The following is a 26644-nucleotide window of genomic DNA, read 5'->3' as shown; positions in this document are numbered from 1 at the left end:
ACCAACACCTCCGTCACCCCGGACTTGATCCGGGGTCCCGCTTGTTTCGTTCGTACCAAGGCCACCTCCCCCCGCTCGCGGAAGGTAGCGGGACCCCGGATCAAGTCCGGGGTGACGACGGTAAAGTTGCCGCAGCATTCGCCAGAGCTGCCAAGACACGGATATGCAAACCGACCCGCTACCGTGCAGCGCTGCGCAGGATTGACCCGCTCCGCCATTGACAACCCGCGCCTCGCGGCCGCAAGTGCCGCGCCAGACGGTGCCGCTTTTGCGGCGAAGAGGGAAGCCGGTGCAAAGCCGGCGCTGTGCCCGCAACTGTAAGCGGGGAGCCCCGGGCCACCGCGTCACTGGACACCGTTTCCGGCAACGGAGCGGCTTTCCGGGAAGACGGCCCAGGGCGCCGATCCGCAAGCCAGGAGACCTGCCGTCGCGTCGTTCGTCCGGGAGCCGGGTCAGCTCGATCGGACGGGAAACGCGTTTTCCCGCAGAAGCGACAGCCATCGGCCGGGCTATCGGCGCCGGAGCGAGAAGCCCCCGGCGGGCCAAGACTGTCCAGGCGATGCGGGGCCCCGAGCCTCCCCGCGCCGCGAACGGGGTTCCGCCATGCGCGATGCAGGATGGCCGAAAAGCGCGCCAGGGCCAATCGGCATTCAGCCCCGGCGGTCTGCAAATGGCGGCTTTCAGCGTCACCGGTCCTCGAAAACGGGGACATCTCTCACACCCGTTTGTCATTCCCGCGCACGCGGGAATCCATGGAGCAACCGCCGTACCCTGGATCCCCGCTTTCGCGGGGATGACACCGGGCACAAATGGCGATCGGTCCTGAGGCGAAAGCACCGGCTTGCCGGCCTCGTGGCGTTGTTCCTGGCATCCTGCGCTCCGGCGCCGGAACCAGCCGCCCCACCGGGCACCGAACCGCAACGCATCGTCAGCCTCGATTATTGCGCCGACCAGTACGTGCTCCGCTTCGCCGATCGCGACGCGATCCTCGCGCTCTCGCCCTATGCGGGGGAGCGGTTCTCTTACATGCGCGCCGAGGCCGAAGGGCTGCCCATGGTGCGGCCGCGCACCGCCGATATTCTCGCACTCCGGCCCGACCTCGTGATCCGCTCGTTCGGCGGAGGGGCCGACGTGGTGCCCTTTCTCGAAGACCTCGGCGTGCCGGTGGTCCAGATCGGCTTCCCGCAAACGATCGCCGAAGTGCGCGAGGAAGTGGTGCGCGTGGGCAGCGCGCTGGGCGCCGGGGCGGAGGCGCAGCGCGTGGCGGCCGATATGGACCGCCGCCTCGCCGCCCTGCCGGCCCCGCCGGACAGGCCCCGCACCGCGCTTTACATGACGCCGGGGGGCATGACCTCGGGCGAAGGCACGTTGGTCCACGAAATCCTGCGCACCGCCGGGCTCGCCAATTTCCAGGACCGGGCCGGCTGGAACATCCTGCCGCTCGAGCGGCTCGCCTACGAACGCCCCGACGTGGTCGCGCCGGCCTTCTACGAAGGCGTCGAAAGCCAGGGCGACATCTGGAGCGCCGCGCGCCACCCGGTGGCGCAGGCGCAGCTCGAAAACCGCCCCGTCGTGCCGCTCGAAGGCGCCTGGACAAGCTGCGGCGGATGGTTCCTGATCGACGCGATCGAGGCGCTGTCGCACGCGGCACAGAGAGACGCGCCATGACCGCGCGTGCGAACCTTCTCCTCGTGCTCGCGCTGATCGGCGCGATCCTGCTCGCCCTCCTGCTCGGCTCGGTGCCGTTGTCGTTCGCGCGCGTGCTGGGCGCGCTGAGCCTGCAAGGGAGTGCGGGCGATAGCCTCGTGGTCTGGCAGATCCGCCTGCCCCGCGCGCTCGCCGCCGCCGCGGTCGGCGCGGCGCTGGGGATGAGCGGCGCGGCGCTGCAGGGCCTGCTGCGCAACCCGCTCGCCGAACCGGGCATTCTCGGCGTCTCCGCCACCGCCGCGCTGTTCGCGACCTTCGTGCTCTTCTTCGGCCTCGCCGGCGCCGGTCCGCTGATCCTGCCGCTGGCCGCGATTGCCGGAGCGCTGGCGGCGACACTGGTGGTCGCGATCGCTGCACTACGGACCCGCTCGGCGGTGACGCTGATCCTGGTCGGCGTCGGCCTGTCGAGCTTTTCCGCCGCGCTGATGGCGTTGCTGATGAACCTCGCGCCCAATCCCTTCACGCTGGCCGACATGATCAACTGGACGCTGGGCACGGTCGCCAACCGCAGCTTCGCCGATCTCGCCTACGCCGCGCCGTTCCTTGTCGTGGGTTTCGGCACGCTTCTCGCCACCCGCCGGGGTCTCGCCGCGCTGGCGCTGGGGGAGGAAGCGGCGGAGGGCGTCGGGCTGGACCTCAGGCGGCAGCGGCTCGCGGTGATCCTCGGCGCGGGGTTGGCGACCGGCGCGGCGGTCTCGCTCGCGGGCGCGATCGGCTTCGTCGGGATCGTCGCGCCGCACCTCGTCCGGCCCCTCGTCGGCTACGATCCGGCGCGCCTGCTGGTGCCCTCGGCCCTGCTCGGCGCGCTGGTGCTGGTCCTGGCCGACATTGGCGTGCGGCTCCTGCCGACCGACAGCGAACTGCGGCTGGGCGTCGTCGCCGCGCTGATCGGGGCGCCGATCTTCGTCTGGATCGCCGCACGCGGGAGGCTCATGCGATGAGCGTGCTCGAAGCCCACGGGCTCACCTATCGCGCCGGGGGGCGCCCGCTCGTCGAAAATGCCGGCTTTCGGCTCGGCCCGGGCGAGCTGACCATGCTGATCGGTCCCAACGGTTCGGGCAAGTCGACTCTCCTGCGGCTCGCACTGGGCCTGCTCGCGCCCGACGCGGGCGAGGCGCTGATCGACGGCACCAGCGTCCGCAGCCTCTCGCCGATGGCCCGCGCGCGCAAGATCGCCTACCTGCCGCAGACGCGCCCGCTCGCCTGGCCGATGCCGGTGCGCGACGTGATCGCGCTCGGCCGTTTCGCCTATGGCGCGGCGCCCGGCCGGCTCTCGGCGGAGGATGCGGCGGCAGTGGCACGCGCGGTCGCGGCCTGCCGCCTCGCCGGGTTCGAGGAGCGCGCCGCCGACACGCTCTCGGGCGGAGAGCTGGCACGGGTCCATCTTGCACGCGCATTCGCGGCGGAAACGCCGCTGCTGGTGGCGGACGAGCCGGTCGCCGCGCTCGACCCGCGCTACCAGCACGAAGTCGCGCAGCTCTTCGCCGCCGCCGCGCACGCGGGGCGCGGCGTGCTGACCGTCGTTCACGACCTGGCGCTGGCGGCGCGCTACGCCGATCGCCTGATCTGGATGAAGGACGGGCGGATCGTGGCGCAGGGCTCTGTCGAAGAAACGATGACCGCGGCGCGGCTGGCCGATGTCTTCGGCGTTGCGGCGCGGATCGAACGGAGCGAGGGCGCCCTCGCGCTGACCGTCACCGGGCCCGCCTGAGCTGCGCCAGACGCGCCGCCGCGGCAGTCACGATCGCCCGCCGTTCCGTTTCCTCCGCCGTCTGCCAGCGGCCAATCTCGTCGAGCGTGCGCCCGCATCCTTCGCACAGCGCGCCGTCGGCGGAAACGCGGCAGATATTGCGGCACGGGGAAGCGACCGGTGTGTCCATTCCGGCCCCGTGCGCGATCCGGCCCGGCAATTGCAATCCTTTCCTCGCAATGCCCAGAGCGGGAGCGCATCGACGGCCTAGAACTGCTTGCGGATCGAGACCTTCACCGTTCGCCCCAGAGGGTCGATCTCGTAACGCGCGAACCCCGGCGGAACGGTGCCGTCGGACAGCGTTACCCGGCGGTAGGAGTCGAACAGGTTCTCGACATCGAGCGAAAGCCGGAGATCGGCGAGCCATCCGGCATTTTCGGCATCGGCCGCGAACTCGGCCGGTTCTGCAAACAGGCCGAAATCGACCGATAGCGGCGGGCGATAGCGGAAATCGGAAGCGGGCGGCGCGGCAGCGGTCGCTCTTACGCGCGACGGGCTGCTCCAGGTCGCCTGCAGGTTCGCACCGATCGCCTTACGCCCCACCGTCGCGCGCGCCGAAAGCGCGTGGCGCGACTGGCCGGTCTCCGCCAGCCGGTCGATGACCGGCGCCCCGGGGTGGATCAGCAGCTCGTTTTCCAGCTTCCACGTATGGTTGATCGACAGCGTATAGCGCAGCGGATCGCGCCCCGATATCGCGCCGCGGCCCGACGCCGCGGACGGATCGGGCAGGCGCAGGTTCACGCCCGACACCAGCTCGCTTTCCGAACTGCGCGCGATATTGATCGCACGCGCGTCGACCGCGACCAGCCGCCCGGCATCGTCGCGCGTGACCCGCTCCGGGAAAGCCGCCTCGGTCGCCGGGGTCAGCTCGGGAAACGGCGCGATCCCGCCCTGCCCCTCGCGCCGGCGATAACGGACATCGAGCGTCAGCGCCAGGCTGTCCAGCGGGCGGAGCTGGGCGGATAGCGAGAGGGTGCGGCGGCTGCCCCGATCGAGCGCGGGATTGCCGCCGGTGATCCACAGGGGTTCCGCCAGTTCCTGCCGCACGAAATCGTAAAGCAGCTTCACCGTCTCGACTCGCGGCGCCCCCAGGTCGTCGCTCGACGGGGCGGTTTCGCGATGTTCGAAAGAGCCGCGCAGCCGGACGAAGGACGCCGGCGACCAGGTGAAACCCGCGCCATATTGCCGGCGCAGCGCGCTGCCCGAACTGGCCCGGCCGCCCGCCGACAGATCGAGCGACAGGTCGCCCAGCGGCAGCAGGCCGGCATCGCCGCGCCGCGCCAGCGGAATGTCGAGCGCCAACTCTCCCCCGCCGCGGCGATGGGTGGTGCGGCTGCTGCCCGGCTGCGCGTTGCCGAGGCGGTCGAGCGGGGTGAACCTGCTCTCGCTGCCCATCGCGTCCACGGTGACGCTGGCGTTGACCGGTGCGTCGGCCAGTTCGAACACCTGCTTCGCCGCATTGATCCTGAGGCTCAGGCTGTCGCTGGCCGACCGGTTGCGGGTCGCCGAGAGCAGGCGGCGCGACCATGGGCGATAGGGATCGAAACCGGCGGCATCGCCGTCCAGCAAGCTCTGCACCTGCGCCGTATCGATCCCGCTTTCCCGCAGATTGCGCCCGCGATTGTGCCCGTAAACCGCCGACAGCTGCGTTCGCCAGCCGGCCAGCTGGCCCGACAGGGACACCGACAGGCCCAACGATCGGGCGTGGTTCTCGTTGCGCAGAGCGGCGTCGCCGTCGAGCGGCCGGACCAGCGCGACATCGCGGACGAACGGCGACCACCGGCTGTCGGCCGGCAGAATCGCCGAGACGACCGGCAGGCCGCGATGATCGACGCTTTCGCTGGCCGATGCGGTGAGGTTGACCGCCGCATTGAACGCGCCGATCCGGCGGCCGATGCCGAGGTTAAGGCTGGCGTTGCGCTGGGCGGGCAGCAGGTTGGCGAAACGCGCCGCGTCGACAACGGAGGCCGGGTCGCGCGGCCGGGCGAAATCGGCCAGCGCGGGCCGCGATCCGGCAAAAGCGCCGGGGAGCGGAGCCACCGTCACGATCCGGCCGGCGACAGCGCTCAGCGCCGGATCGATCTCGCCGCCGTCGAGCGCGGCGACATAGCCGGCGAGGTCGACCGCTTCCCGGCGAACGTCGCGGGCGCTTTCGCGCAGGGCGCTGTCGAACGAGACCCGGCCCTGAACGTTCCACCGCGTGGGGCCGGAGATCGCGACCTGCCCGATCGAGAGATCGCCGCCGTGGCGCCCCCCGCGGGTGGGTGCTCGCGCGGCGAGGTCGACGGTGCGGCGCGCGAATTGCTTCTTGAGCACGAGGTTGATCACGCGCTTGCCCGCCGGGTGGCCATAGCGGGCCGCGGCGCCGGGTTCGAGCACCCCCAGCCGCTGCAGCGCCTCGGGCGGATAGGCGAGGATCGACCGGTCGAAGCCGACATCCTCTCCATTGACGAGGATCACCGGCTCCTCCCCCGACGGGTCGATCAGCGGGCTCAGGCGTTCGAGCAGTTCGGAGATGCTGGCGGCCCCCTGGGCGGCGATCTCGTCTTCCGCGATCTCGGTTTCGGCCGCGACCACCGCTTCGCCATATCGCGGCGCGGTGACGACGATGTCCGCATCCCCGCCGCCTTCGCCGCCTGCCGGTTCCGAGGTGTCGGGCGCCGCCTCGGCACGGTCGCGGTCCTGGACCGCCGTGGCCGCGGAAACCGGATGGAGCGGGAGGAGTGCAGCGAAAACGATCACGAGGTCGCCGCCCCGCCGCGCGGCGAGCCCAGCGCCTCGCGCGTCGGCGCCCACGCGGCCGCTGGCTGTCGAAGACGCACCCGGTCGCTTCATACGGGCACACAATGCCCTATCGCGGATTCATTCGCCAAGGTCGGTCGCCGATGCACTGACACCCGAAAAGCGACGCCAGCGAAGGCGGCGCAACAAAAAAGTGGTGCCGCAGCCCGGGTACGGGCCGCGGCACGAGTCTAGGCCTGGTGAAGGCCTCGCGCGCTGGACAGGCGCGCGAGTTCAGGAGAGTGTGCCGATCACCGTGCAATCGCCGGTGCCGGGATCGACTTCCGGAAGGACGGCGTTGACGCTCACGACGCCGTTGCTGACAGTCCCGGCGAGGTCGCCCTCGCAATCGCCCCCGGTGATGTACGTACGGGCGTAGACGTCGTTTACGGTAAAGTTGCCGCCACCTTGGGTGATCGAGTGCGGAACATTGGGAAATTGAACTGTCGAGCAAAGCCCAAAACTGCCGCTGAGCGATAGCGAGGTAACCTGCGTGGACGTTTCCGGGGTTGAGCCATTGAGCCCAACAGTGGCAGTGCAGGTCAACTGCGGGCCGGTCCCCTTTTGCACTTGCACGGTTCCCGAAATGGTGGAGCTCTGTGCCATCGCAGTCGCCGGAAGTGCGCAAAGCGCTGCACCGGCTGCCAACAAAGCAAATCCTCTCATAATCCTACTCCTCTTCCTTCTAGTTACACCGATCTTTCGCCGGCGACTCGGGAGATTATCTCCAGAGTGGAGCCAGAGTCACTTACATGGATGTCAATGTCAACATTCATGTGGCGTGGGTCGATGTTTCCAGGCTCGGCCCATCAAGAGCAAGTGCCGCCTCGCAGGTTAGGACAGGTCCGGCTCCCTTCTGAATTGCTAAAATATCGGAGACGGTCGAACTCTGCGCTATCAGACTTGCCGGCGCGAATGCGTAGAGGCCGCACCAACTGCTACCAAAGCTAATAGCTTCAACATACCCTCCCTAAAACTTCCATCTATTTTATTCTATGGCGTAATTCATAAACTGATGAAAATCGGACAGTATAGCTTGCATATATTTGCCTGTATATCTATTGTATTGGTGCGAAATTAAATTTCAACTTTTTAAGAGAAAAAACCCTTCACTAAACAATCTCCGGTTCCTGGATCGACTTCCGGGATAACTGAATCAATGGTGAGAGAATTTCCATTTATTGTGCCTGTAAGATCTCCTTCACAACCACCTGGAGTCCAATAAGAATCAATATAGACACCTTTTACTGTCAATTGATTTCCATCACGCTCAATGTCATAAGGCGAATTCAAGAACGACACTAACTGGCATATGGAGAATGGCCCACCGGTGACCGAAATATCTTCGATCTTAGTGGATTCTTGAATATTAGAACCGCTTAACGTTAAAACTCCATCGCAAATCATTTGATCATTTTTCTTCATTATACCCATCAAGCCAGATACTTCCGAATTCTGCGCTTGAGAAGGTGTAGATGCAGCGCAGAGTAGCGCTATGAATGACGTCGCCTTAATAATCAATCTCATACAAGTTACCTCAATGATACTAAGTTTTGCCCGAAGTTTTCTCTTTCTGACACAGTTTTAGAAACCCACCGTCGCCCTCAACCCGATGATACGCGGGTCGAGCGTGAAAACGTTGGCTGTCAGGCCGGTATCGTCGCTGTTCAGGAAGAAGTCGGTGATCGGCGCGTCGTTGAAGACGTTCTTGACGTAAAGCTGCAGCGAGAAGTCGTCCTGCGGGCGCGTGAGCGTAAGCGCGGCGTTGACGTTGTCCCAGGCCTTCAGCCGGTCGATCTCGGTATTGTAGACCCGGGCATAGCTTTCGGACTGGCGGTAATAATCGCCGCGCAGCGTCAGCTGCCAATCGCCGCCATCGATCGGGAGCGTGTATTGCGCCCCGATGTTGAATGTCAGATGCGGTGCATTGGGCAATTCATTGCCGGACAGGTCGGCAAAAAAGCCCCTTCCCCCGTTCGGCGCATCGGTCAGCGGATCGTAGGTAAAACCGAACATCGCATAGAGAGGCAGCCCCTCTCTCTCCGGATCCCAGCTGCCGTATCGTTTCGATCCGGCGCACAAGGACCCCAACGCCATATTGGAGAGGCTCCCATCCGGCGGCGCAGTAAACGGGCTATTCAATATTGCCTCGACTTTGTCCCGCGGCGCGATGCAGTTCGACGGTACCGCCGGTGAGGGCCGGACCAGTACCCAATCTTCGTTGCCCTGGGTGCGATTCATCACGTCGATCGATTGCTCGCCGTCGCCGATGCGGGTTTGCAGAAAGCCGAGCGTTGCGTCGACCCGGAAGCGCTCGGTCGGGGCCCACGCCGCTTCCAGCTCCGCCCCCCAGGTGGTGGCATCGAAATTCTCGTTGAGGGAAATCCGGTCGACGATCTGCGAAACCTGATAATCCTTGTACAGATTCAGGAACGCCGTTGCGTTCAGCGAAAAGCGCCCCCCCGCAAAGACGTTCTTGGTTCCGATCTCGAAGGCCGTGACATATTCAGGTTCGAAATCGGCGGGGAGCGGTTCATACTGGATCACCTCCGGGTCGACATCGATCCGGGGCGGGTTGGTTCCGCCTGCCTTGTATCCGCGCGAGGCAGAGGCATAGAACATGGTGTCATCGGTGAAAGACGTTACGGGCCGCCAATCCACCACGAAACGTCCGGTGAAAGCGTCGGACTTCAGCACCGTGTCGGGAAACTCCCGAAATCCGCGACTGATATAGCCGCCTGAGGTAGTGCCTGTGCTTTGGCCGTAATCTTCCGCGCCGAGCAGCAACTGGGTCGGGATCGGCGTAGTCGTCTTAGTGTCTTTGGTATAACGCCCGCCGAGCGTAACCTTGAGATCTTCGGTCACGTCCCAGTACAATTCGCCGAACACGCCCCAGGATTCGATCTCGACAACGTTCTTGCTGCGGAAATAATTGTGCCCCTCCCCATCGATCTGATCGATCGGATTGGGATCGACGTAGACGCACTCCCCCGGCACTGTTTCGGGCTGGGAGCAATCGATTATGTCATTTCCACGCCTGTTATACAATAACTCTGCAATATATGAGAATACATTGCTCATGACATAATAATCGTCTTGCGTGTCGAAGTTAAGGTAGTTGGCCCCAAGGTTGAAATTTAAGGGGCCATCCATATCCGATGTCAGACGAAGTTCCTGAAACCACTGTTCATTCTCGGACTGGCTTATATCGACCGCGACCCAGCGGTCGGATGGGCCAAGTTGGGGATCGGTATAGATCCCCCCCGGGGTTAACCCATCATTGGGCAACGGAATCCCCAACGCGTTGACTAGACCGGCGCTATCGGGAAAAATCGGCACGGATACAAAGCGATTATAGTCCTGCGAGGAATAATAACTGTCTTTGGCGAACGTTGTCTGCGAATAGAGACCGACATCACCCATCGTGAATTCGAAATTGAGTTGAAAGATATCATTGTTGGCCCGGAACACCGGATCGTACGCGGTTTCAATTTCGCGCAAGTTGCGCGACTGCGTGATACCACGGTAGGGCGGCGAAAGTAGTGACAGCCCATTCACCGGCTCTCTCGTGTCTGGTTTATAACCAACCAAATTGATGGCTGCAGCAAAGAATTGCGAAGACCCTAACAGATTAGGCGCGCCGTACGCTGCATCGTCATAGAGGCTCGCAGCCAGACAGCCCTGACTCAGCTTCGCCCGCGTATAATCGAACGGCACGGTCGTATCGCCGATCTGAGTCGGTCCCGGATCGCGGGTGCAGAGCTGCTTGCCGGTTCGCGAGCGATTGTCGTCTTCCTCGAAATGTTGCCAGATGAAGCTCGCGCGGAAGTTCTCGCTCGGCTCCCACGCCAGCGAGAGACGCGTCGACCACAAGTCGCGCCCGTTGACGCGCTTGTTGGTGTAGGTGTTGAAATCGTACCCGTTGCGCTTGGTCATCATGCCCGCCGCGCGCACCGCCAGCGTATCGCTGAGCGGGACGTTGAGATGCCCACCCAGCCGGCGCGTAGCGTAGCTGCCGGCTTCCGCCCGCACTTCGCCGCTGACCTCGGTAAATTCCGGCATCGCCGGGATCATGTTGACCACGCCGGATGTCGCATTGCGGCCATAGAGCGTGCCCTGGGGTCCGCGCAGGACCTCGATCCGCTCCATGTCGAAAAATTCGGATTCGAACAGGCGATTGCGAATGAGCGGAATATTGTTGAAGCTGACCGCCACCGCCGGATCGCTCGCCGCCGAAATCGCCTTCGTCCCGATCCCGCGGATCGAGAAGTTGTACATGCTGAAATTGCTTTTCGAGAAATTGACGTTGGGCACTGCACGCAGCAGTTCCGATCCGCCTTCGATCTTGTAATCGTCGAGCGCCTCGTTCGATAGCGCGGTGATCGCGATGGGCACGTCGATCAGCCGTTCGACCCGCTTCTGCGCGGTGACGATGATCACCGGGCCTTCGGTCCCCTGTGCGGAAGTGGAAGCCGATGCCTGCGCCTCGCTATCCTGCGCCAGGGCGGCCGATCCGCCCCCCGCGATCAGAGCCAAAGTGCTGCAGGCGCAAAAGCAACTACGGGCAATCCCCATGATGTCCTCTCCCTTGTCGAGCGCGAATCCTTTTTCGGATTCGTCGTTCCTTGTTCCCCCGGCATCTGTAACCCAACTGACATTGATGTCAATGTAGTAGATGCAGTCGCTCGGAATCGGATGGGAATGCCGGGCAGGGGCGGGCGGAGCGCGCGAGGGAAGGCGGTTTCGAGAGGGGAGAAGAGGGCCGCGCGCCCGGCCCTCCTCTCCTGCATTCTCCGGCTCAATCGCCGTCGAGCGAGGACGGCGAATAATCGGTCGGGATAAGCGTCCGATCCTCGATCCCGAGGACGAACGTTCCATGCTTCGCGGCAGTCCGCCGCTTGATTTCCGACCAGCGTTCGTCGGCCATGAAGGCATCCCAGGCCGCGGCCATTGTCGCCTCGTCCGGCCAGGAGAGGAGATAAACGAATTCGGTCTGGCCCTCGTGCCGCGACCGCCAGGTGGCGACGAATTCGAAGCCGTGGCCGCGCATGATGGGGATGGCCTGATCGCGGAAGCGGCGGTGAAACACCTCCTCGTTCTCGGCCGGGACCCGGTAAATGCGCAACTGCTGAACGGGCTCGGCCTGCAGGCCGGCAGGCGCCGCGACGGCAAGCGAAAACGCCAGTGCGGCCCGAACGGCCCGATTCGCGAAGACACGATCCTTCGACCCGAGCGGCATGAGTCTCTCCCTCGTCGCGGCGTCCTGACTCACAGGGATTATGGCAGCCGGCCCCGCGCCGGACAAGCGCGCGGGAGCCCCCTCATCGGCGCATCATCGAACCGCCGGCGCGCTCGCTTCGGGCTGGGTATCGGGGAGACGCTCGCGCTCGAAATCGATCGTCCGAATATTCGCGTCGAGCGCGCGCACCACGTCCGCTGTCAGATCGTTGGCAAAATTGCCGCCAAGCGCCGAATTGCGATCGAACAGCAGCCCGCAGTTCTTCTGCGCGTAGACTTCGGCAATGACGGGCTGCGCCTCGTTGGCGATGCGTTCGAGCGCCTTGGCCCGCGTGGCGTCGATCTCGCGACTGGTGTGTGCGGCCTTGCGCTGAAGCGCCTGCCAGTTTTCCGCCAGCGCCTGCCGCCGTGTACGGATCTGCGGACTGTCGGCCTGTCCTTCCAGGGCCTGCGCTTCGGCTTCGAGCGGTGCGCGCTCGGCGTCGATTTCGGCCTGGGCGGCGCGGGTCAGTTCGGCGAGGCGCGCGGAGGCGGCCTTGCCCACCGCGGCATTGGCGAAAATCGCCTCGCGCGACAGCAGGCAGACGCCCGGAACGACCGGACCGCCGAGGGGCTGCGCGCCGGACGCCAGTGGCGCCGCAGGCCGGTCGCCACCGGCCGTTTGCGCGGACGCAGCCGAACCGGCCGCGAGAACCACGAGAGAAGCGACAAGCGAACGGACGATCATGATGCGGCTTTCTTTTCTACGGCAGAGGATTCCCGGCGAGCCGGTGGCGAAACATTTTCTTGTGACTTGGGCGTGACGGCAATGAGCGCCGACTGGCGCTGCAGCAGGACTTCGAACCGGTCCAGCGAGGCCAAGTGAAAGTTGACCCACGCGAGATAGCCCCTGCGGTGCCAATCGAGCACGATCTCGTCCGGGAGATCGGCGAATTTTTCCCGGTCGACGATCTTGAAACCCTCAAGGCCGAACTTGCGCCCGTCGGGAAGTGTGGCGTCGGCACGGCGATCGATCAGGAGGTCCTGCGCCGCCAGCGCTTCGGCGAAGGCACGGGTGGCGGCCGCTTCGCCCTGGAAGGCCTCGCAGAAGGCGAGGGCACGCCTGGTCAGGTCCGAAGGTTCGCCGTCCTCGAACAGGGGCGTGCCCTCCTCCCCGTCCTGCACCACCCGGTCCGAACCGGCGTCGATCGCCAGTACGAAGCGATCGGAATCGACAGGGCCGATGAAGCCGAAGGGATAACGGCGGATATAGGCGGGCATATAGGCGTCGGCGGCCCAGCGGCCCTCCTCGACGAACAGGTTCCGCCGTTCCAGCCCCAGCATGGCGATCGGCTGCCCATCCCCGGCGGCGAACACGATCGGATAATGGCGCGCCGCGGCCGCCAGTTCGCCGGCCACGATCGGCACGAAAGGGGCCTGGGCGGCGAAATCCGGTCCACCTTGCTTGAGACGCCATTTCGCATGCGTCTGCGACGATAGCGGCCGCGGGTCGCCATAATGAACCGGAAGCCCCGCCCCGGGTTCGGACTGCGCAGGAGACCGCTCCTGCGCAAGAGAGGAAGATTGGGAGGCCATCGAGTTTGCTCCGAAAAATTGCCGATGCGATGTTGTTGCCAAAGCGGCCTGTTCTAGGAACGGCGCCGCAGGACGATGCTTTGCGGCCCGACCTTGACCGGTTCCAGGCCAAGCTCCCTCACCATCCGGCGCAGCGCCTCCTCGACCGTCATCCTTCCCTGCACGCCGCGGGTCGCCCCGGCCACCGGCACATCGCTGTCATAGATGACATCGGTGCCGGTCTTCCGGCTGACCTCGCCAATAGCCTGCTTGAGCGGCTGGGGCGGAATGGAAAGCGTGTGGATCCGGTCGACGGGAGCGGGAACCGCCGCCTTCCGCACCATGGCAAGCCGCTCGGGCCGTGCCTCGGCCGCAGGTGCGGAGCTGGCCGAAGGGCCTTCGCAGGTCAGGTCTTCCGGCGGACAGCCATATCCGGTGACCCGCACTTCGATGATCGAAGGCGCCATGACGGAAGCATTCTCCTGCGCCTGGGCCATCGCGTCGGTGATCGCCTCGATCGCCCGATTGGCCTGGGCGGCGACATCGCCGGTGTCGAGCGAGGTCGGCGGCGCGGCGGGCGGCACGGGCAAGCCGGTGGAGATACCCGAGACGTCGATATTGTCGGTGCCGAGGATCTGAACGGCGAAGACATTGAAATTGCCGCTCACCCGAATACCCGCGTCCCCCGCATCGACGATCCCGTTGGGCGCGATCAGGTCGACGTCGGCCGCCGGCGCGCCATCGACGCTGGCCAGCGTCCCGATGCCGGCACCGGTCGGGAGGCCTGCGGGAGAGCGGTCGCGATCGTACCAGTCGTCATAGCTGTAGTCGTAGTAGGCGGGCGAGATCGAGGTCTTCGCGCCCGCCCCGGCGGCAATATCGCCGTAGGACGACCAGATCAGGACATTGCCGCCCTTGGCCGTCAGAACGCGCGAACGGTTTATCGTCACGCTGTCATGCGCAAAGACGTTGATGGCGCCGCCATTCTCCGTGATCAGACCCGCTCGCAAAGCATCGCCTTGTTCGCTGCCGCCCCATTCATCGGTCGGCTGTCCGGTCTGCGCATCGGTCGCCGCGACATTGGCGAGCATCAGTTCGCCGCCCGGAATGACGAAGTCGATATCGCCACCCCCGCGCGAGAGCACGCGGCTGGCGAAAGTTTCGAAATCGCCGTCCCAGCGCGCCTCGCCTTCGGCCAGTTCCTCGTCGGCCCGCTTCTGCGCGCCAGGAAAGAGCTTCGCGATCGCGTCGTATCCGCGGAAAGTGGAATTGTAGCGATCGCTGTCGGGGTCGTTGGCCTCGCGCCCGGTCGTGCGCAGTTCCATGTTGAGCACCGAGCGATAGAAAGGCGTCTTGTCCTCGATCGCCATCGATTCCCACATCGCCCAGGCATCGTCGAGCCAGGCGAGCTGCTCTTCCTGCGTTTCAAGGATGTCCATGCCGTTCACACGGCGGACATAGTTGACGAGGCCCTCGCTGGTTTCGGGCAGATAGAAGACCGGATCGACCGCTTTCGCCGCTTCTCCGCGCGGGAAGAAGGCGTCGAAGGGCGTTTCCTGTCCCGCCGGAAGCGCGACCCAGTAATCCCACGCCTCGCCGAGATAGAGACCCTGCTCGGCCTCGCTCTCGAGCGCTTCCAGACCCTGGAGGCTGCGGATGTAGTTGACGAAACCGGCGCGCAGATCGGCATCGAACAAGGCCGGATCGGTGCCGCGGTCCGCACGGGGGTTCAACCGGTCGAACAGATACATGGGCAGCTCCCGCCCGTCGCCGGCGTCGATCAGCGCATAATCCGGCGTATCGGCGCCCTCGGGGTTGAACAGCCAGTCGGCAAAGCCGGCATAGTCCGGCTCCCGCTCCAGCCCCACGGTGATTGCGATATCGGCCGCCTGGCGGCCGGGATAGGCTTCCACCTGCTCGCCATAGGATGAACTCGGATTGGGCCATACCATGATCGGTTGGGACACGATGCCCTGGGCATTGTCCGGGATCCAGAAATCGCCGCCGGCCTCGAACTCCAGCCGTCCTTGCCCGGCCACCGTCACGAAGGAGGAGCCGCCGAAATAGATGCCGCCACCGGCTTTCAGCAGGGTGAGATCGCCGGGATTGTTATGCTGGACCGAAATCCGCGGGAAATAGATTTCCCCGGCAGAGCGGACCCGAACCGCCTTGGGCAATGTAAGCTGTTCGGTGAGAACCACCTTGCCCTCGCCCGCATAGACACGCGCCGGCTCCAGGTCCCCAACATGCAGGTCGGGCAGGATGTCCGGGCCGAACGCCCCGACACCCGCGTGCAATATGCCGTACCGATCGCCGCCAGCGAGCGGGATTCCCCCCCTGACAAAGACGTTGTCCGGCGTACGAACATATTCTGGCAGAGCCTGGCTCATTTCGATCCCACGCCGCAAACTCAGGAGATTGCCGTATATCCGGTCGGGATAGCTGAGCGTGAGATTGGGGTTGTCCATGGCTCCGAGCTGGACGCTCCCGCGCGCGATCAGTTCGAGATTGCCAGTGGCCGAAGGCGCCAGCGCGATGCCGCCCATGAACTGTATGTCCCCGGCTGCGGCAGTGGCTCGCAATGTGGCCGGCCAGTGGTCGAAACCCCAATGCTCCGCACGCGGAGCATCTCGGCCGCCCATCAGGTCGATGCTCAGTGGCACGGACGCCGGCATATAGCTGATGCGATCGATCATCCCGCCGACCACGTCGTAATGCGCAATGTTGTAGACATTGTCCCAGATACGAATGTCGCCCCCGGACGAGAACATCTCGACCGAAGCGTCCGGCGTGAGAGTCACCAGCGCATTGTCTATATTCCATGTGGAGTCGCCCGGTCCGCCGAACGGATCGAGCACCGCCTCCACATTCAGATCGCCGCCGCTGCTGAGCCGCAGCGTCCCGTTCGACGTATAGAAGAGCGGATAGAAATCGTATTTGAGCGTGGCACCGCGCGGATCGGCATGGAAGTTTCCGGCCATAGGATGGGGCGCGAAGGGATCGAAGCGCTCGATCGCGCCGGGCGTTCCGGTGAAGGCCCCGCCGGCCGTGAATTCGCCCAGCCCGTCGCCGACATAAAAGATGCCGCCGCGAATGTTGCCGCCGGCACGAAGGCTGAGATTGCCGCCGCCGGTCTGGTGGAACTGCGTGCCTTCATCGCCCGGACGGCCGCCGGCAATGCGGCCCGTGGTGGGAATGTTGACCGTCAGCTCGTTGATGTCGCCGCCCGCGCGCACCGTGACATTGCCGCCGCCCAGCGCGCCGATGCCGGCGCGATAGCGGTCGAAACGAACATGCCAGGTAAGCTGGTTGTATTCCCGGTCCGTGCCCGGAGAGAAGGTGCCGTTGTTCCGATCCACATCGCCAACCATCTCGAGCCAGGCCGAAGGAAGCTGAAAGCTGGTCGTCCCGTCGATCGAACCGGCGACGTTCAGCGTGATGTCGCCGCCATTGGTGGGCGTATAGCCGCCTGGCGCGGCCTCGAAATTCGTGACCTCCGCTGCCGGCACGCCGGCGGTGTAGAGCACGGACGGGGCCTCTTGCAGCACGAAATCGCGGCCGCTGGCGACGTTGATGGCGCCCGTGCCGGTGCGGACGAGATAGCCGGTACTGTTATCGGTTTGCATATAACCGACCGCCTCAGTGAAATAATGCCCTTGGCCCGGAGCACCGGTGACCCGGTCGATTTCCGTCATATCCTGGCGGGGCAGTTCGAGATTGGTGCCGCTGGCCACAGCCCAGGGAAGCGGACGGCGTGCATAATAGTCGGTATCGACATAGTCGCCGGTCTCGGGGTCCTGATCGATCAGTTCGCCGGTACGCGGATCGATATACTTGCCCGTGTCCCAGTCCCGCTCCAGCTCGACAAAACCGAGCGAGGGGCCGTCGCTGCCGTCGCGAACGAAGCGCCCGTTCTCGTCCAGCAGGAACAGCCTGTTCTCGATGCCGTAGAAGGGCGGTGCCGGCCTCTCGGGTTCCTCGAGAACGACACCGGCCAGAGTGACGGGCCAGGCTGCCCGCAACTCATCGGCTGTCATTTCGTCGTTCAGATACGCTGCCCAGTCGCCATCGAATGCCGCCCTTGCTCCGAGATACGCGAAGAAGGCTTCGTTGAATTCGTCGAGCGAACAACCGCCCTCAAACACGCAACGCTGGTAGTTTGCGACGATGTCAGCGGGAAGGTCGCTGTCCGCAACGTCAGGCTTCTCCGGCTCCCAATCGCCGACCTCGTCGCTCACTTCCGCCGTCTGGTAATATTCGATCGTATCGGGCGTGCCGCCGATGACGACCGAGCCCTTCCCTTCCGCAAGCTGCCCCTGCGGCAGCACGGCGAGCGAATTGGGGCTGGCGATATTGGCGCCGCCGGTAAGGTTGATGGTCCAGCTTGTCCCATCCAGCATGGCGGCTTCGGGCGATGTACCGTCGAAGCCGTCGGACAGGTTGGCATTGATCAGCAGATCGCCCGCCGCGCGCAGTGTGAGCACGCCCGCCGCGCCATCGTAGCGCATCGTGGAAAGGTCCCAATCGGTGACCAGTTCCATGTCGCCGTCGTTGCGCAGCTCGATACCCGGCGCGAGCTGGACCTGCTCGCCCAGCCGCGCGTTGATCGCCGGCGCGTTCTGCATAAAGTCCGCGGCATCGCCGCTGACGAGATCGATCACGTCCTGATCGATCGTCTCCACCTCGTCATAGACGCGGAAGGCTTCGGCGATCACGGAGCGGGCGCCGGTGATGGTGCCGTCGATCCGGTCGATCGCGACATCGTTTCCACCGACCTGCGGCGCGCGCAGGCGCACGGTGCGTCCGCCTTCCCCGCTGCCGCTGACATCGATCAGCGATCCTGCGGCAATGTCGATCGTCCCGCCCTCAAGGCCGACCGTCTCCAGGAACACAGTGCCGCCGGAACCGCCCTCGGCCCCCGCCCGCGCCAGCAATTGCGCGCTGCCCGCCAGCGTCACGTCGCGCGCGGCGGATAGCTGGATGCGGCCGCCATTCTCGCCCGGCGTTTCGATCGTCCTCGAAACATCGATCGAACCGTCATTTGCGACGACGGTGAATTCGCGAACCGTGACATCGCTGTCGATGGAGACATTGCCGCTGTTGATCTCGAAAGCGCGCGCCTGACGGAAGCCGCCCTGATCGAGAATGGCGTTGAAGCCGCCGAAATCCTCCATCGCCAGGCTGGTCATCCGCAGCGAGCCGGAACGGTAGCCTTCGGCCGCCTCACCGCGCAGCGTGCCGGCAACGCGCACATCGCCAAGTCCCGCCGTGAGGGTGAGCCTGCCCGCATCGCCGCCGGCCTCCGTGCCGGAGACATCGACCAGCGCGCCTTCGCCGACAAGGATATCGCCGGCATCGGACACCAGCGAGATATTCCCCGCACCGACGCCGACCAGCTTGTCGAAGATTTCCACCTGATCGCTGGTCACGTCGACCGAACCGCCGGCGAGCACGACATCGCCTTCGCGCGCGCGCAGTTCCACCGTCCCGCCGGTGAGGGCAAGCTGCCCTTCGCTGACGATGCTGGCGCCGGTGAAGCCCAGGGTGGCGCCGAAGGTCGGAAGGGGATCGAGCGCTGCATTGCCATTGGCGGTCAGCGAAATCGCGCCCTCGGCATCGAAGAACTGCCGCGCGCCGCTTTCCGCCGTCACCGCCGCCGCGTCGATGGCCAGCGCGCCGGGAACGTGGAGCGTGTTCTCGTCGCGGCCGATCACGCGCTCGCTGGCGACGAGGTCCACCTTCTCCACACCGGAGAGCCACTTGTCGCCCCCGCTCAGATAGATGTTATCGGCTTCGACGCGCAGCGCAGCGCCGCCGGTCTCGCCGATGGCCGTGCCGCCATTGCTGTTGGCGAACGTCACCGTCGAACCGGCGAGCGTTACGGTGGCGCCATCGCCATCCACGGCGCGGAAGGTACGCGCATCGAGCGTCAGGCCGCCATCCGCGCGCAGCGTCGTTTCGCCGTAGAAGTCGATCGAGCTGTAGCTCTTGAGGACGATATCCTCCGCCGCCGCCAGGGCGCCGAGCGAACCTTCGGCAAAGACAAGCCCTTCCGTACCGGCCGGCACCGCGCCCACGCTGACGCGCGAGGAAGCCGCGCTGATCTGCGGTGCGCCGACCGAAGCCGATTGGCCGATAAGGGTGTCGATAGTGCCGTCCAGCGTCAGCGAGGCGCTGCTGACCACGCTCGCCCCGTCCTCGATGTCGAGCACGCCGCCCGTTTCCAGCGGACCCAGGCCGAATTCGGCGCGGCGCGCATTGAGCGCGGCGAGCTGTTCCGGGTTGGCCGTCAGCTCGGCCATGCGATCGACCGCGTCGGAATCGCGCAGCAGGTCGATCTGCTCGTTGGCCGAAAGCCGCATGATCGCGCCCCGGTCCAGCGCGAGATGGACCGGCACGTCGTCGGCTTCGTCGGCCGTTCCCCGGTCGTCGATGAGTTCGCTCGTCGCGGCAATGACGCGCAAGTCGCTCGCCTCGCCGGTCATGGCGCCGCTGGTCTCGATGCTGCTGCCCGACTTGACCGTAACGTCGCCGAGCGAGGCGAAGATCAGTTCCGGCCCCGAAAGGACGGCCCCCTCGTTGTCGATCACGACATCGCTCGCGCCGACGGTCAGTTCCAGATTGACTTCGCCCTGCCGGCGAATGCCGCCCAGCAGCAGGCTTTCCGCGCCAAGACTGTTGAGCTGCTCGCTGTCGAGCTGCAGATAGCCTTCGTATTGCGTGCGATCGGTCGCCTCGCCGACCACGGCGATCATGTCCGCCTGGATGTCGGCCAGGCCGCCCCGCCCGCCTTCGCCGGCCGCGGTGTCGAGCGTGGCCGCCAGATTGAGCGAACGTGTCGCCGCGAGCACGATGCTGCCGCCGTCGAGCGGCGTGCGCGGGGCGTCGGGCACCTCCTTGTTTTCGCGCAGCGCCTTCTCGATGAATTCGGCCGATCCGAAATACTCGCTGGCAAGCTGGGTATTGTATTGCGAACGAGCGAACAGCGTCTCGCGCGGCATGACCAGGAAGGCGCTGGTGCGCTGGTCCCGGTTGTTCAGATCGCCGACATAGGAATAGCCGGCCTGAAGCGAGGAACCGTCGTTGAGCGGCCGCGATTCGCCGAGCCGGACGTCGGTGTAATCGCCGTCATACTGGTGATGCGCGGTGACTCTGAACGCGCCGGGGAGCCGGGCGAACTCCGCCGGCAGCAGCGTGTAATAGCCGGCCTCCAGCCCGCTGCCGCCCGACAGATAGACCTTCTGCCCCACGGCCGGGCCGGCGTCCCCTACCCCGACCGGGGCGACATCGGCATCGTAGCCAGGCAAAATGGCATAGACCTCATCCGATTCGACCCAATCGTAATTCTGATCGAAATAGCCGCTCAGCCAGTCCTGCGTGCCGCCCACGCCGGGCGTGAATTCGCCCGCAAACAGATCGCCGCCGCCGGACAGGTCAACCTGCGCCCCGGCTTGCAGATCGATATCCGCGCCCTGGATCGTCACCGCGCGTTCGGGCAGGATCCGCAGCTCGCGATCGTCGACCGAGCCGCCGGTGTTATCCAGGGGATCCCGCACCCAGAGAGGGTCGAGCCAGGTGTCGCCATTGTTCAGCGCGCCATAGGGCACGACATTGCCGTCCGACGACACCGAGGTCACGCTGCCCGCCAGCAGCGAGACGGTGCCGGCGCCTTCGCTGCCGTCGTCGATCGCGTTGAACACGATCGCGCCGAGCGGCGAGCGGACGGTCCCGCCCTGGACGATGCGCGGCGCCTCCAGCGTCAGGATTGCGGCGGCTTCATAAGGCGTGCCATTGATGGCCTGCCCGTCGGTCTGCGGCAGCACCGTTATGCTGCGATCGGCCTTGACCAGGAAGTCCCGCCCGCTGGCGGCATAGAGCTGATCGGCCCGGATACGCAGATCGCCCGTGGTGCGAAGATGGCCGGGGAAAGCCACCAGCTCTGGCGAATCCGTGAACCGGCTGTATCCGCGCAAGCGAATATCGCCGTCGCTCTCCAGCCCGACCGTGCCGAAGCCGGTGAAATTGGCTTGCGCGATATCGGTCAGCACGCCGCTGCGCGCGGTGAAGACGGCCTGCGAATCCGCGCCTCCGGCATTGGTGCCGCCCAGCGCCGCGATATAGATCGCCTGGTTGAGATTGAGCTGCGCCAGGGTGCGAACCTCGGGCAGCTTGAGATCGACTGTCGTGGCTTCCAGCGTAACGTTCGCGCCTTCCAGCCCCACGATATTGGGCGTGGCGAGCGTGATATTGTCGAACTGGTATCCGCCGTCCGCATTCCTGCCGCCGAGCGCGACGTCCCCGGCGAAGACGATGCCGGGCGAGGCACTGAGCGTGAGGTTGGAGAAACCGCCTGCGAGGATCGAATCCACCGGGAGGCGGGCCACCGTCTCCGGCCCGTCGTAAGGCGGGCTGGGCTGGAAGCCGACGATGCCGGCGGCCTGGATCAGCCCGGGATCGACGCTGGCGCTCGCGCCGCTGAATTCGAAGGGGATGTCCGGATCGCCGACGACCAGAGCCGGTGGCATCCCCGCCGCATCCAGATTGACGAGCGAGAAATAGTCGACGAATTCCTGCCTGCTGTTGAAGATCAGCCCATCGCCGATATCGACGGGCCGGAACAGGATGGAGGCAATCTGCCCGAGATCGACTCCGACAATCGAGCTGACCTCGTTGCCCTCCTTGTCCACGATGAAGCCGCGGCCGGCATATTGTTCGAACGCGTCGAACACCCCGCCGATATCCGCGCCGTCACCGCCTTCGTAGCTGGCACGGAAATCGACGAGGAAGCTGCCGCCGCTGGCGCCCGATCCGCCCGCCTGCGCGAAATACCGTGCGCCCGCGATGTCCAGCTCCTGCGCGGTGATCTCTATCGATCCCCCATCGGAGGCGATGGTCGTGGGAACGCGAAGCCCGCCATTCCCGTCTTCCGGCACAATGTCGAACGTCGCTTGCGCGCCGCTTACGTCGAGAACGGCGCCTTCTTCGATTGCGACCGCCAAGATGGGCAGAGTGCTTCCGGTTCCCGTTACGGTCTCGCCAAACTGTATGGTCCCGCCGTCGAGCACATAACCGTCGCGCCATTCGCCGCCATCGGGGCTGGTCACGATATCGGTGGTGACCGCGGCGCCGCGCGCGAGCAGTCGCGCCTCGCTTCCAAGCCGGATCGTCGCCCCGTCGCCCTGGCTGGTCAGTGCGATCGTGCCGCCATCGGCTTGGACAGTCCCCCGGATGTCGAGCGTCTGGCCGTTCCGCACAGTGAACCCGATCGTTCCGCCCGCCTCGGTGACGATGCTGCTGCCTTCGCCCACCAGCACCGCGCCGGGATTGTCGGCGTTCTGGATGTAGCCGAAGTTGGCGGCGGAGAAAGACAGGTCCATCCCCCGGCGCAGGCCCTCCGGGCGCATTCCGAGCGGGCGATGCGTCACTTCGACGAGGTCGCTCATCGCGGTCCCCGTCTCGGCAAGCTGCCAGGGGGCCACGCCATTCTCGATGCCCGCCGGCTTGAGCCGCAAGGCCAACGGAGTCGCCTCGATCCGTGTGCCGGGGGCAACCATCAGCCGTTCGCCGGAAAGGTGGATCGCCGAAAAACCGCTATCCTTGAACAGGTCAGGGGAAATCACGATCGGATCGCGCGGAATCTCCGGCCGTTCGGGTCCCGGAACGCCGGGTATCGGCGGCTCCGGCTCGCCTTGCTCCCATCCGGGAGGAAGCGGAAAGTCCGTTCCGCTCTCGCCAATGAAGAGGCTGCGCGACGTCGACAGCGACAACGCGCCGTTTCCGCCAAGGCCCAGAGCCTCGGCATGGTCGAGCGCCGATAGATCGACTTCGGTGACATTGAAGGCGGTGACGCTGAGCGAGCCGCCCTTACCGCGCACGATCGTGCCGTCGCGCTTCGCCCAGGCGCCGCCGCCGAGATTGAGCCGCAGCGTTTCGGGCAGGATCATCACCCCGTCTTCCAGCCACTCGGCGATCCCTCGGCCGTTCACCTGGCCGAGCGAAATGTCGCCACCATCGACCCGAGCATTGTCGAGCAGCGGCCGGCTATCGAGCAATTCGTACTCGCTGTACCAGCCCGCGCTGGTATCGATCGCGGCTTCGGCACCGAAGATCAGGCTCGCGCCGGAGATGGAAACGTCGCCGCCCAGGGTGCGGATCGTGCCGTCGAACTGCACGCCGCCACGTTCGGAGCGCAGATCGAAAGAAGCGGTGCCCAGATCGAGCGCTACGCCGGATTCCACGAACACGGACGATTGCGGAAGATTGCCCTCCGCGTCGGGCTCCGGCCCGCTCTGGATCAGCAGATAACTGCCCATTTCGGAGCGGTCGAAGAACCCGGCGGACAGCAACGCCGTGTTGTCGTAAGTCTTTTCCGTCGGTGGCACGACAATGCCATCGGCATAGTTCTCTTCGTCGAACTCCTCGCCGAAGAGGTCGCCGAACTCGTCCTCCAGATTGTCGGTGATCCCGAAATTGGCCGAAATGAGCTGCTCCTGCGCAGCGATGATCAGCGAGTTGGCCTTGTATTCGTTCTCTTCGGTGCCGGCATCGTTGAGCGTGAAGCTGCCCATCTCGGGCGTGTCCTCGCGCTGATACTTGCCGACGGTGACGCCGCCGAGCACGGTTCCCTGCAGGATCGCGTCGGGCGCCAGGATATCGATGCTGCCGGCATTGCCGCCTTCGACATAGCCTTCCTCGTATCGCGTAAGGGTCGGCGAAACGAAGGGGATGAGGTAGGTTTCCTGCTCACCCCATTTCAGGTCGTACTGGGTGAACTCGTTGGCGAGCCCCATATAGAGCTGGTCGGGATCGGCTTCGCGAATGTCGATCACCCGCCCGTCGAGTGTGCGCACCAAGGTGGTCGTGACCGTCCCGGCCTCATAGGTGATCTTGCCGCCGGACACGTCGATCAGCGAGCCCGACTTCATGATGAAGTCGTTGTCGGCGTCGATGGCGAAGCTGCCGCCGTCGGTCAAGAACCAGTCCAGCGTGCCCTGGGTGAGGTTGTCGAAGCTCTCCCAATTGGCGAGATCGGTGCCGTAGCGGCGGTCGACGGTGATTTCCTTGCGGTAGAACGGCCCTTCGCGCTGCAGCGGAGAATCCGCGAGCTGCGCGGCGAACAACTTGCCCGTCACCTGATGATAGCCCATCGGCAGAACGGTCGATTCCCACCCCGAAAGGTCGATCGTCGCCCCGCGCTCCATCATGAAGCGCGTACCGGTTTCGTTGTTCTGATTCTGCCCGATCCCGCGGCCGCCACTGACGAGGAACTCGGTCTCGTCCAGCCAGACATTGACCGTGCCGCTGGGCATATAGACCATCGAATCGTCCTGCATATGCACGCGGAATGCGTTGAGGACGAGCGACCCGACCGACTGGTCGCCTTCGGTGAGCGGAATGGTATCGGTGGCTTCCAGATCGGGCGTGATCTGGGTCAGGCTCCCCTCGCCGAAGACGATGGTGCCGTTGTTCGGAACGGGCGGGCCATCGCCGCGCTCCGTCCAGTGCCTCTCATGGGCATAGAGCCTGGCGTCCAGATTGATCTTGCCCCTGAAACTGGCGGTCGAGGTCATCTCGATCGCGCCCATCTGCTCGAGCCGCCAGCCACGGAAATCGACATTGCCGCCACGCGATGCGCGGATGATCCCGCTATTGCGCGCCGTGTTCTGCACGGACAGCGCATGCTCGAAGCCAATCCGCTCTATGCGTTCCTGCAGCAGGGCGGGCATCGGCCCAATGTCCCGGCTGCTGTTTCCCCACTCCTCGCGTGAAAACGTATAGCCGATCGGATAAAGTGTTCCTGTCAGTTCCAGCCAGAGCTGCTGCTCCGCCTCGCTCAGAACGGTCTGCATCTTTCTGGCAAATACGGGACTGCCGCTGAATGCGACCGGGTCCCATTGGCCGGCGAAGGCTTCGAAGCGATTGCCGTCCCGGCTGTCCAGGTTGAGCCAGATATTCTCGCCCGCCGCGAGGATAACCTGACCTTCGTCCCGGACCGAAAGAATGCCTTCATTGGTGACGTGATTGCCGAACAGCATGATCTTGCCGAGCGCGCCGGTGGCGATCGTGGCGCTGTCTTCAACCACCACTTCGCTGACCGCCGTCGGCCCGGACGAACTCAGCCATTCGGCCATCTGCTCGCCGGTCACGACGGACGCCGAGACGTTCGGCATCCAGCTATTGCTGAAATGCGGGGTGTGGCGAGAGTTGTTGCAGTCGAGGCACCGGTTGAGCCCCTCCTCGAACTGCCTGTCGCTCATGTTGAGCGACGACGCGATGACCTGCTGCGCTTCGACCGATCCGGCGATGGCGAGGCCTTCGGGGGCGATGAGGTAGATGTGGCCGTCGGCTTCGATGTCGCCGGCGAGGCGGGTGGTGCCGTCCGCGAGCGAGCGGTTCATCGCGATCCAGTCGCTCTTTTCCTGCTGGAAGCGCAGGATTTCGCCGGCCTGGCTCGACATGTCGGACCAGTTGAGAATGGCGCGCTCGTCCTTCTGGACGATGGTCGTGGTGGCGCCGTCGACCAGCACGTCGGACACGCCCTTGCCGGTGACGAGCTGGCGCACGTCGACGTTCGCGCCTTCGCCGAACAGCACGCCGTTATCGTTGAAGATGAACACGCGGCCGGGCGCGCGGATGGTGCCGTCGATCTGGCTGGCCTGTTCGCCATGCACGCGGTTGACCGCGATCCAGTCCGCCGCCTGCTGCTGGAATTCCAGGATTTCCTCGGTCTTGAGGCTGAAGCTCTCCCAGTCGAGCAGGGCCTTCTGCCGGGTCTGCTTGATCGTCATTAGCGGGCTGCCGTCGGCATCGGTGCCGATGACCGGGTTCTCCGCCCCCTGCCACTTGGCATACGTGCCGTCGGGCAGTTGGACATTGCCGCCGGTCAGCGCGATCATGTCGCCGAAGACCACGTCCTGGGGCACGTTCTGTGCCCGGGCCGGGCCGGTCCCGAAAGTCGCAAGGGCGGCGAAGCTGGCGCCGGTCAGCAAAGCGGTGCGAGAGAGGCGGTGGAACTGCATGGGATGTCTCCGCAGGGGGGGCCGAAGGCTTATTCCGGTTGGGTGTCTTGGGTGCTTTGGGGCGGTGGGCCGGCATCGTCGCCGCGCGCCCGGGCCAGTTCTTCGCGCATCCGCGCCTCGACGCTGGGCGGCAGCGTGTCCCCGGTGAAGCGGGCCGCGCGCAGCGCGTCCTCGTAATCCTGAACGCTGTTCTCGAGTTCGACCCGGCCCTTCTGAACGAAGGGTTCGCGCGCCGAAACGACATCGCCGAAATCCATTTCCGCATAGCGCTGCAGGATCTCGTTGCCGGTCTCGTAGAGTTCGCGGTTACGCTGCCGGCCGAGTTCGAGCAGCTCGTCTTTCAGCGCGATCTCGGCGCGCAGCCGCTCGACCTGATAGCGGGCGTTCTCGGCGATCCGGCGCTGGCGTTCGAGTTCGGCCTCGAGACGTTCGAGCGCGGGATCGCCCGCTTCCTTCCCGGCTGCGCCATCCTGCGCAGCGGAAGGGTCGGCGACGGCCGCCGGCGCCTGGGGCACCTGTGCGGCCGCCGCCGTCTGCATGGCGGAAGGGCCGAACGCCAGCAGAATGCCGATGAGACTGGATTTGCGGAGCATCG

General features: G+C 65.3%; 13 protein-coding genes and 1 riboswitch. Of the genes, 3 read left to right on the top strand and 10 right to left on the bottom strand.

Annotated elements, in window-relative coordinates; genetic code table 11:
- The first annotated feature begins 255 nt into the window (after positions 1 to 255).
- Positions 256 to 429, top strand: a riboswitch (cobalamin riboswitch).
- 423 nt (positions 430 to 852) lie between these two features.
- Genes V5F89_RS05925 through V5F89_RS05915 form a run of 3 tightly spaced genes read left to right on the top strand, consistent with a single transcriptional unit; the run spans position 853 to position 3418 of the window.
- A complete protein-coding gene (locus V5F89_RS05925) occupies positions 853 to 1668 on the top strand; it encodes an ABC transporter substrate-binding protein (RefSeq protein WP_338447317.1) in 816 nt (271 codons plus the stop codon).
- Positions 1665 to 2648: an iron ABC transporter permease gene (locus V5F89_RS05920; protein WP_338447316.1), complete on the top strand. Its 984-nt coding sequence runs from the start codon at positions 1665 to 1667 to the stop codon at positions 2646 to 2648. Before V5F89_RS05925 ends, V5F89_RS05920 begins: the two co-directional genes overlap by 4 nt.
- On the top strand, positions 2645 to 3418 hold the full coding sequence (locus V5F89_RS05915; RefSeq protein ID WP_338447315.1) for an ABC transporter ATP-binding protein: 774 nt from the start codon (positions 2645 to 2647) through the stop codon (positions 3416 to 3418). Before V5F89_RS05920 ends, V5F89_RS05915 begins: the two co-directional genes overlap by 4 nt.
- Here V5F89_RS05915 and V5F89_RS05910 read toward each other — a convergent pair.
- From V5F89_RS05910 to V5F89_RS05865, 10 genes are all read right to left on the bottom strand, one after another.
- Positions 3402 to 3587 carry a DUF1289 domain-containing protein gene (locus V5F89_RS05910; protein WP_338447314.1) on the bottom strand — a complete coding sequence of 62 codons (186 nt, stop codon included), beginning with the start codon at positions 3585 to 3587 and terminating at the stop codon, positions 3402 to 3404. The two genes, V5F89_RS05915 and V5F89_RS05910, sit on opposite strands and share 17 nt — an antisense overlap.
- A 77-nt stretch (positions 3588 to 3664) precedes the next feature.
- Positions 3665 to 6199: a hypothetical protein gene (locus tag V5F89_RS05905; RefSeq protein WP_338447313.1), complete on the bottom strand. Its 2535-nt coding sequence runs from the start codon at positions 6197 to 6199 to the stop codon at positions 3665 to 3667.
- A 273-nt stretch (positions 6200 to 6472) separates the two neighbouring features.
- Complete coding sequence (locus V5F89_RS05900; RefSeq protein WP_338447312.1) at positions 6473 to 6904, bottom strand: hypothetical protein; 432 nt, start codon at positions 6902 to 6904, stop codon at positions 6473 to 6475.
- 426 nt (positions 6905 to 7330) lie between these two features.
- Complete coding sequence (locus V5F89_RS05895; protein WP_338447311.1) at positions 7331 to 7765, bottom strand: hypothetical protein; 435 nt, start codon at positions 7763 to 7765, stop codon at positions 7331 to 7333.
- 57 nt (positions 7766 to 7822) lie between these two features.
- A complete protein-coding gene (locus V5F89_RS05890) occupies positions 7823 to 10813 on the bottom strand; it encodes a TonB-dependent receptor (protein ID WP_338447310.1) in 2991 nt (996 codons plus the stop codon).
- Between the two features lie 223 nt (positions 10814 to 11036).
- On the bottom strand, positions 11037 to 11477 hold the full coding sequence (locus V5F89_RS05885; protein ID WP_338447309.1) for an NIPSNAP family protein: 441 nt from the start codon (positions 11475 to 11477) through the stop codon (positions 11037 to 11039).
- A 93-nt stretch (positions 11478 to 11570) separates the two neighbouring features.
- Positions 11571 to 12203, bottom strand: a complete 633-nt coding sequence (locus V5F89_RS05880; protein WP_338447308.1) for an OmpH family outer membrane protein — start codon at positions 12201 to 12203, stop codon at positions 11571 to 11573.
- Positions 12200 to 13051, bottom strand: a complete 852-nt coding sequence (locus V5F89_RS05875; protein ID WP_338447307.1) for a SapC family protein — start codon at positions 13049 to 13051, stop codon at positions 12200 to 12202. Before V5F89_RS05875 ends, V5F89_RS05880 begins: the two co-directional genes overlap by 4 nt.
- Positions 13052 to 13104: 53 nt before the next feature.
- Positions 13105 to 26049 carry a filamentous haemagglutinin family protein gene (locus V5F89_RS05870; RefSeq protein ID WP_338447306.1) on the bottom strand — a complete coding sequence of 4315 codons (12945 nt, stop codon included), beginning with the start codon at positions 26047 to 26049 and terminating at the stop codon, positions 13105 to 13107.
- A 29-nt stretch (positions 26050 to 26078) separates the two neighbouring features.
- On the bottom strand, positions 26079 to 26642 hold the full coding sequence (locus tag V5F89_RS05865; protein WP_338447305.1) for a hypothetical protein: 564 nt from the start codon (positions 26640 to 26642) through the stop codon (positions 26079 to 26081).
- Between the last annotated feature and the right edge of the window lie 2 nt (positions 26643 to 26644).

The organism is Pelagerythrobacter marensis, from assembly GCF_036700095.1.
GTDB classification, from domain to species: Bacteria; Pseudomonadota; Alphaproteobacteria; order Sphingomonadales; family Sphingomonadaceae; genus Pelagerythrobacter; species Pelagerythrobacter marensis_A.
The sequence above is the reverse complement of the archived record's forward strand: the minus strand, read 5'-3'. Positions and strand labels throughout refer to the sequence as shown.

Bases quoted from the DNA above. Each gene is read 5' to 3' on its own strand.
- V5F89_RS05920 (WP_338447316.1), top strand. From the start codon at position 1,665: ATGACCGCGCGTGCGAACCTTCTCCTCGTGCTCGCGCTGATCGGCGCG.
- V5F89_RS05870 (WP_338447306.1), bottom strand. From the start codon at position 26,049: ATGCAGTTCCACCGCCTCTCTCGCACCGCTTTGCTGACCGGCGCCAGC.
- V5F89_RS05890 (WP_338447310.1), bottom strand. From the start codon at position 10,813: ATGGGGATTGCCCGTAGTTGCTTTTGCGCCTGCAGCACTTTGGCTCTG.
- V5F89_RS05880 (WP_338447308.1), bottom strand. From the start codon at position 12,203: ATGATCGTCCGTTCGCTTGTCGCTTCTCTCGTGGTTCTCGCGGCCGGT.
- V5F89_RS05875 (WP_338447307.1), bottom strand. From the start codon at position 13,051: ATGGCCTCCCAATCTTCCTCTCTTGCGCAGGAGCGGTCTCCTGCGCAG.
- V5F89_RS05915 (WP_338447315.1), top strand. From the start codon at position 2,645: ATGAGCGTGCTCGAAGCCCACGGGCTCACCTATCGCGCCGGGGGGCGC.
- V5F89_RS05895 (WP_338447311.1), bottom strand. From the start codon at position 7,765: ATGAGATTGATTATTAAGGCGACGTCATTCATAGCGCTACTCTGCGCT.
- V5F89_RS05865 (WP_338447305.1), bottom strand. From the start codon at position 26,642: ATGCTCCGCAAATCCAGTCTCATCGGCATTCTGCTGGCGTTCGGCCCT.
- V5F89_RS05910 (WP_338447314.1), bottom strand. From the start codon at position 3,587: ATGGACACACCGGTCGCTTCCCCGTGCCGCAATATCTGCCGCGTTTCC.
- V5F89_RS05885 (WP_338447309.1), bottom strand. From the start codon at position 11,477: ATGCCGCTCGGGTCGAAGGATCGTGTCTTCGCGAATCGGGCCGTTCGG.
- V5F89_RS05900 (WP_338447312.1), bottom strand. From the start codon at position 6,904: ATGAGAGGATTTGCTTTGTTGGCAGCCGGTGCAGCGCTTTGCGCACTT.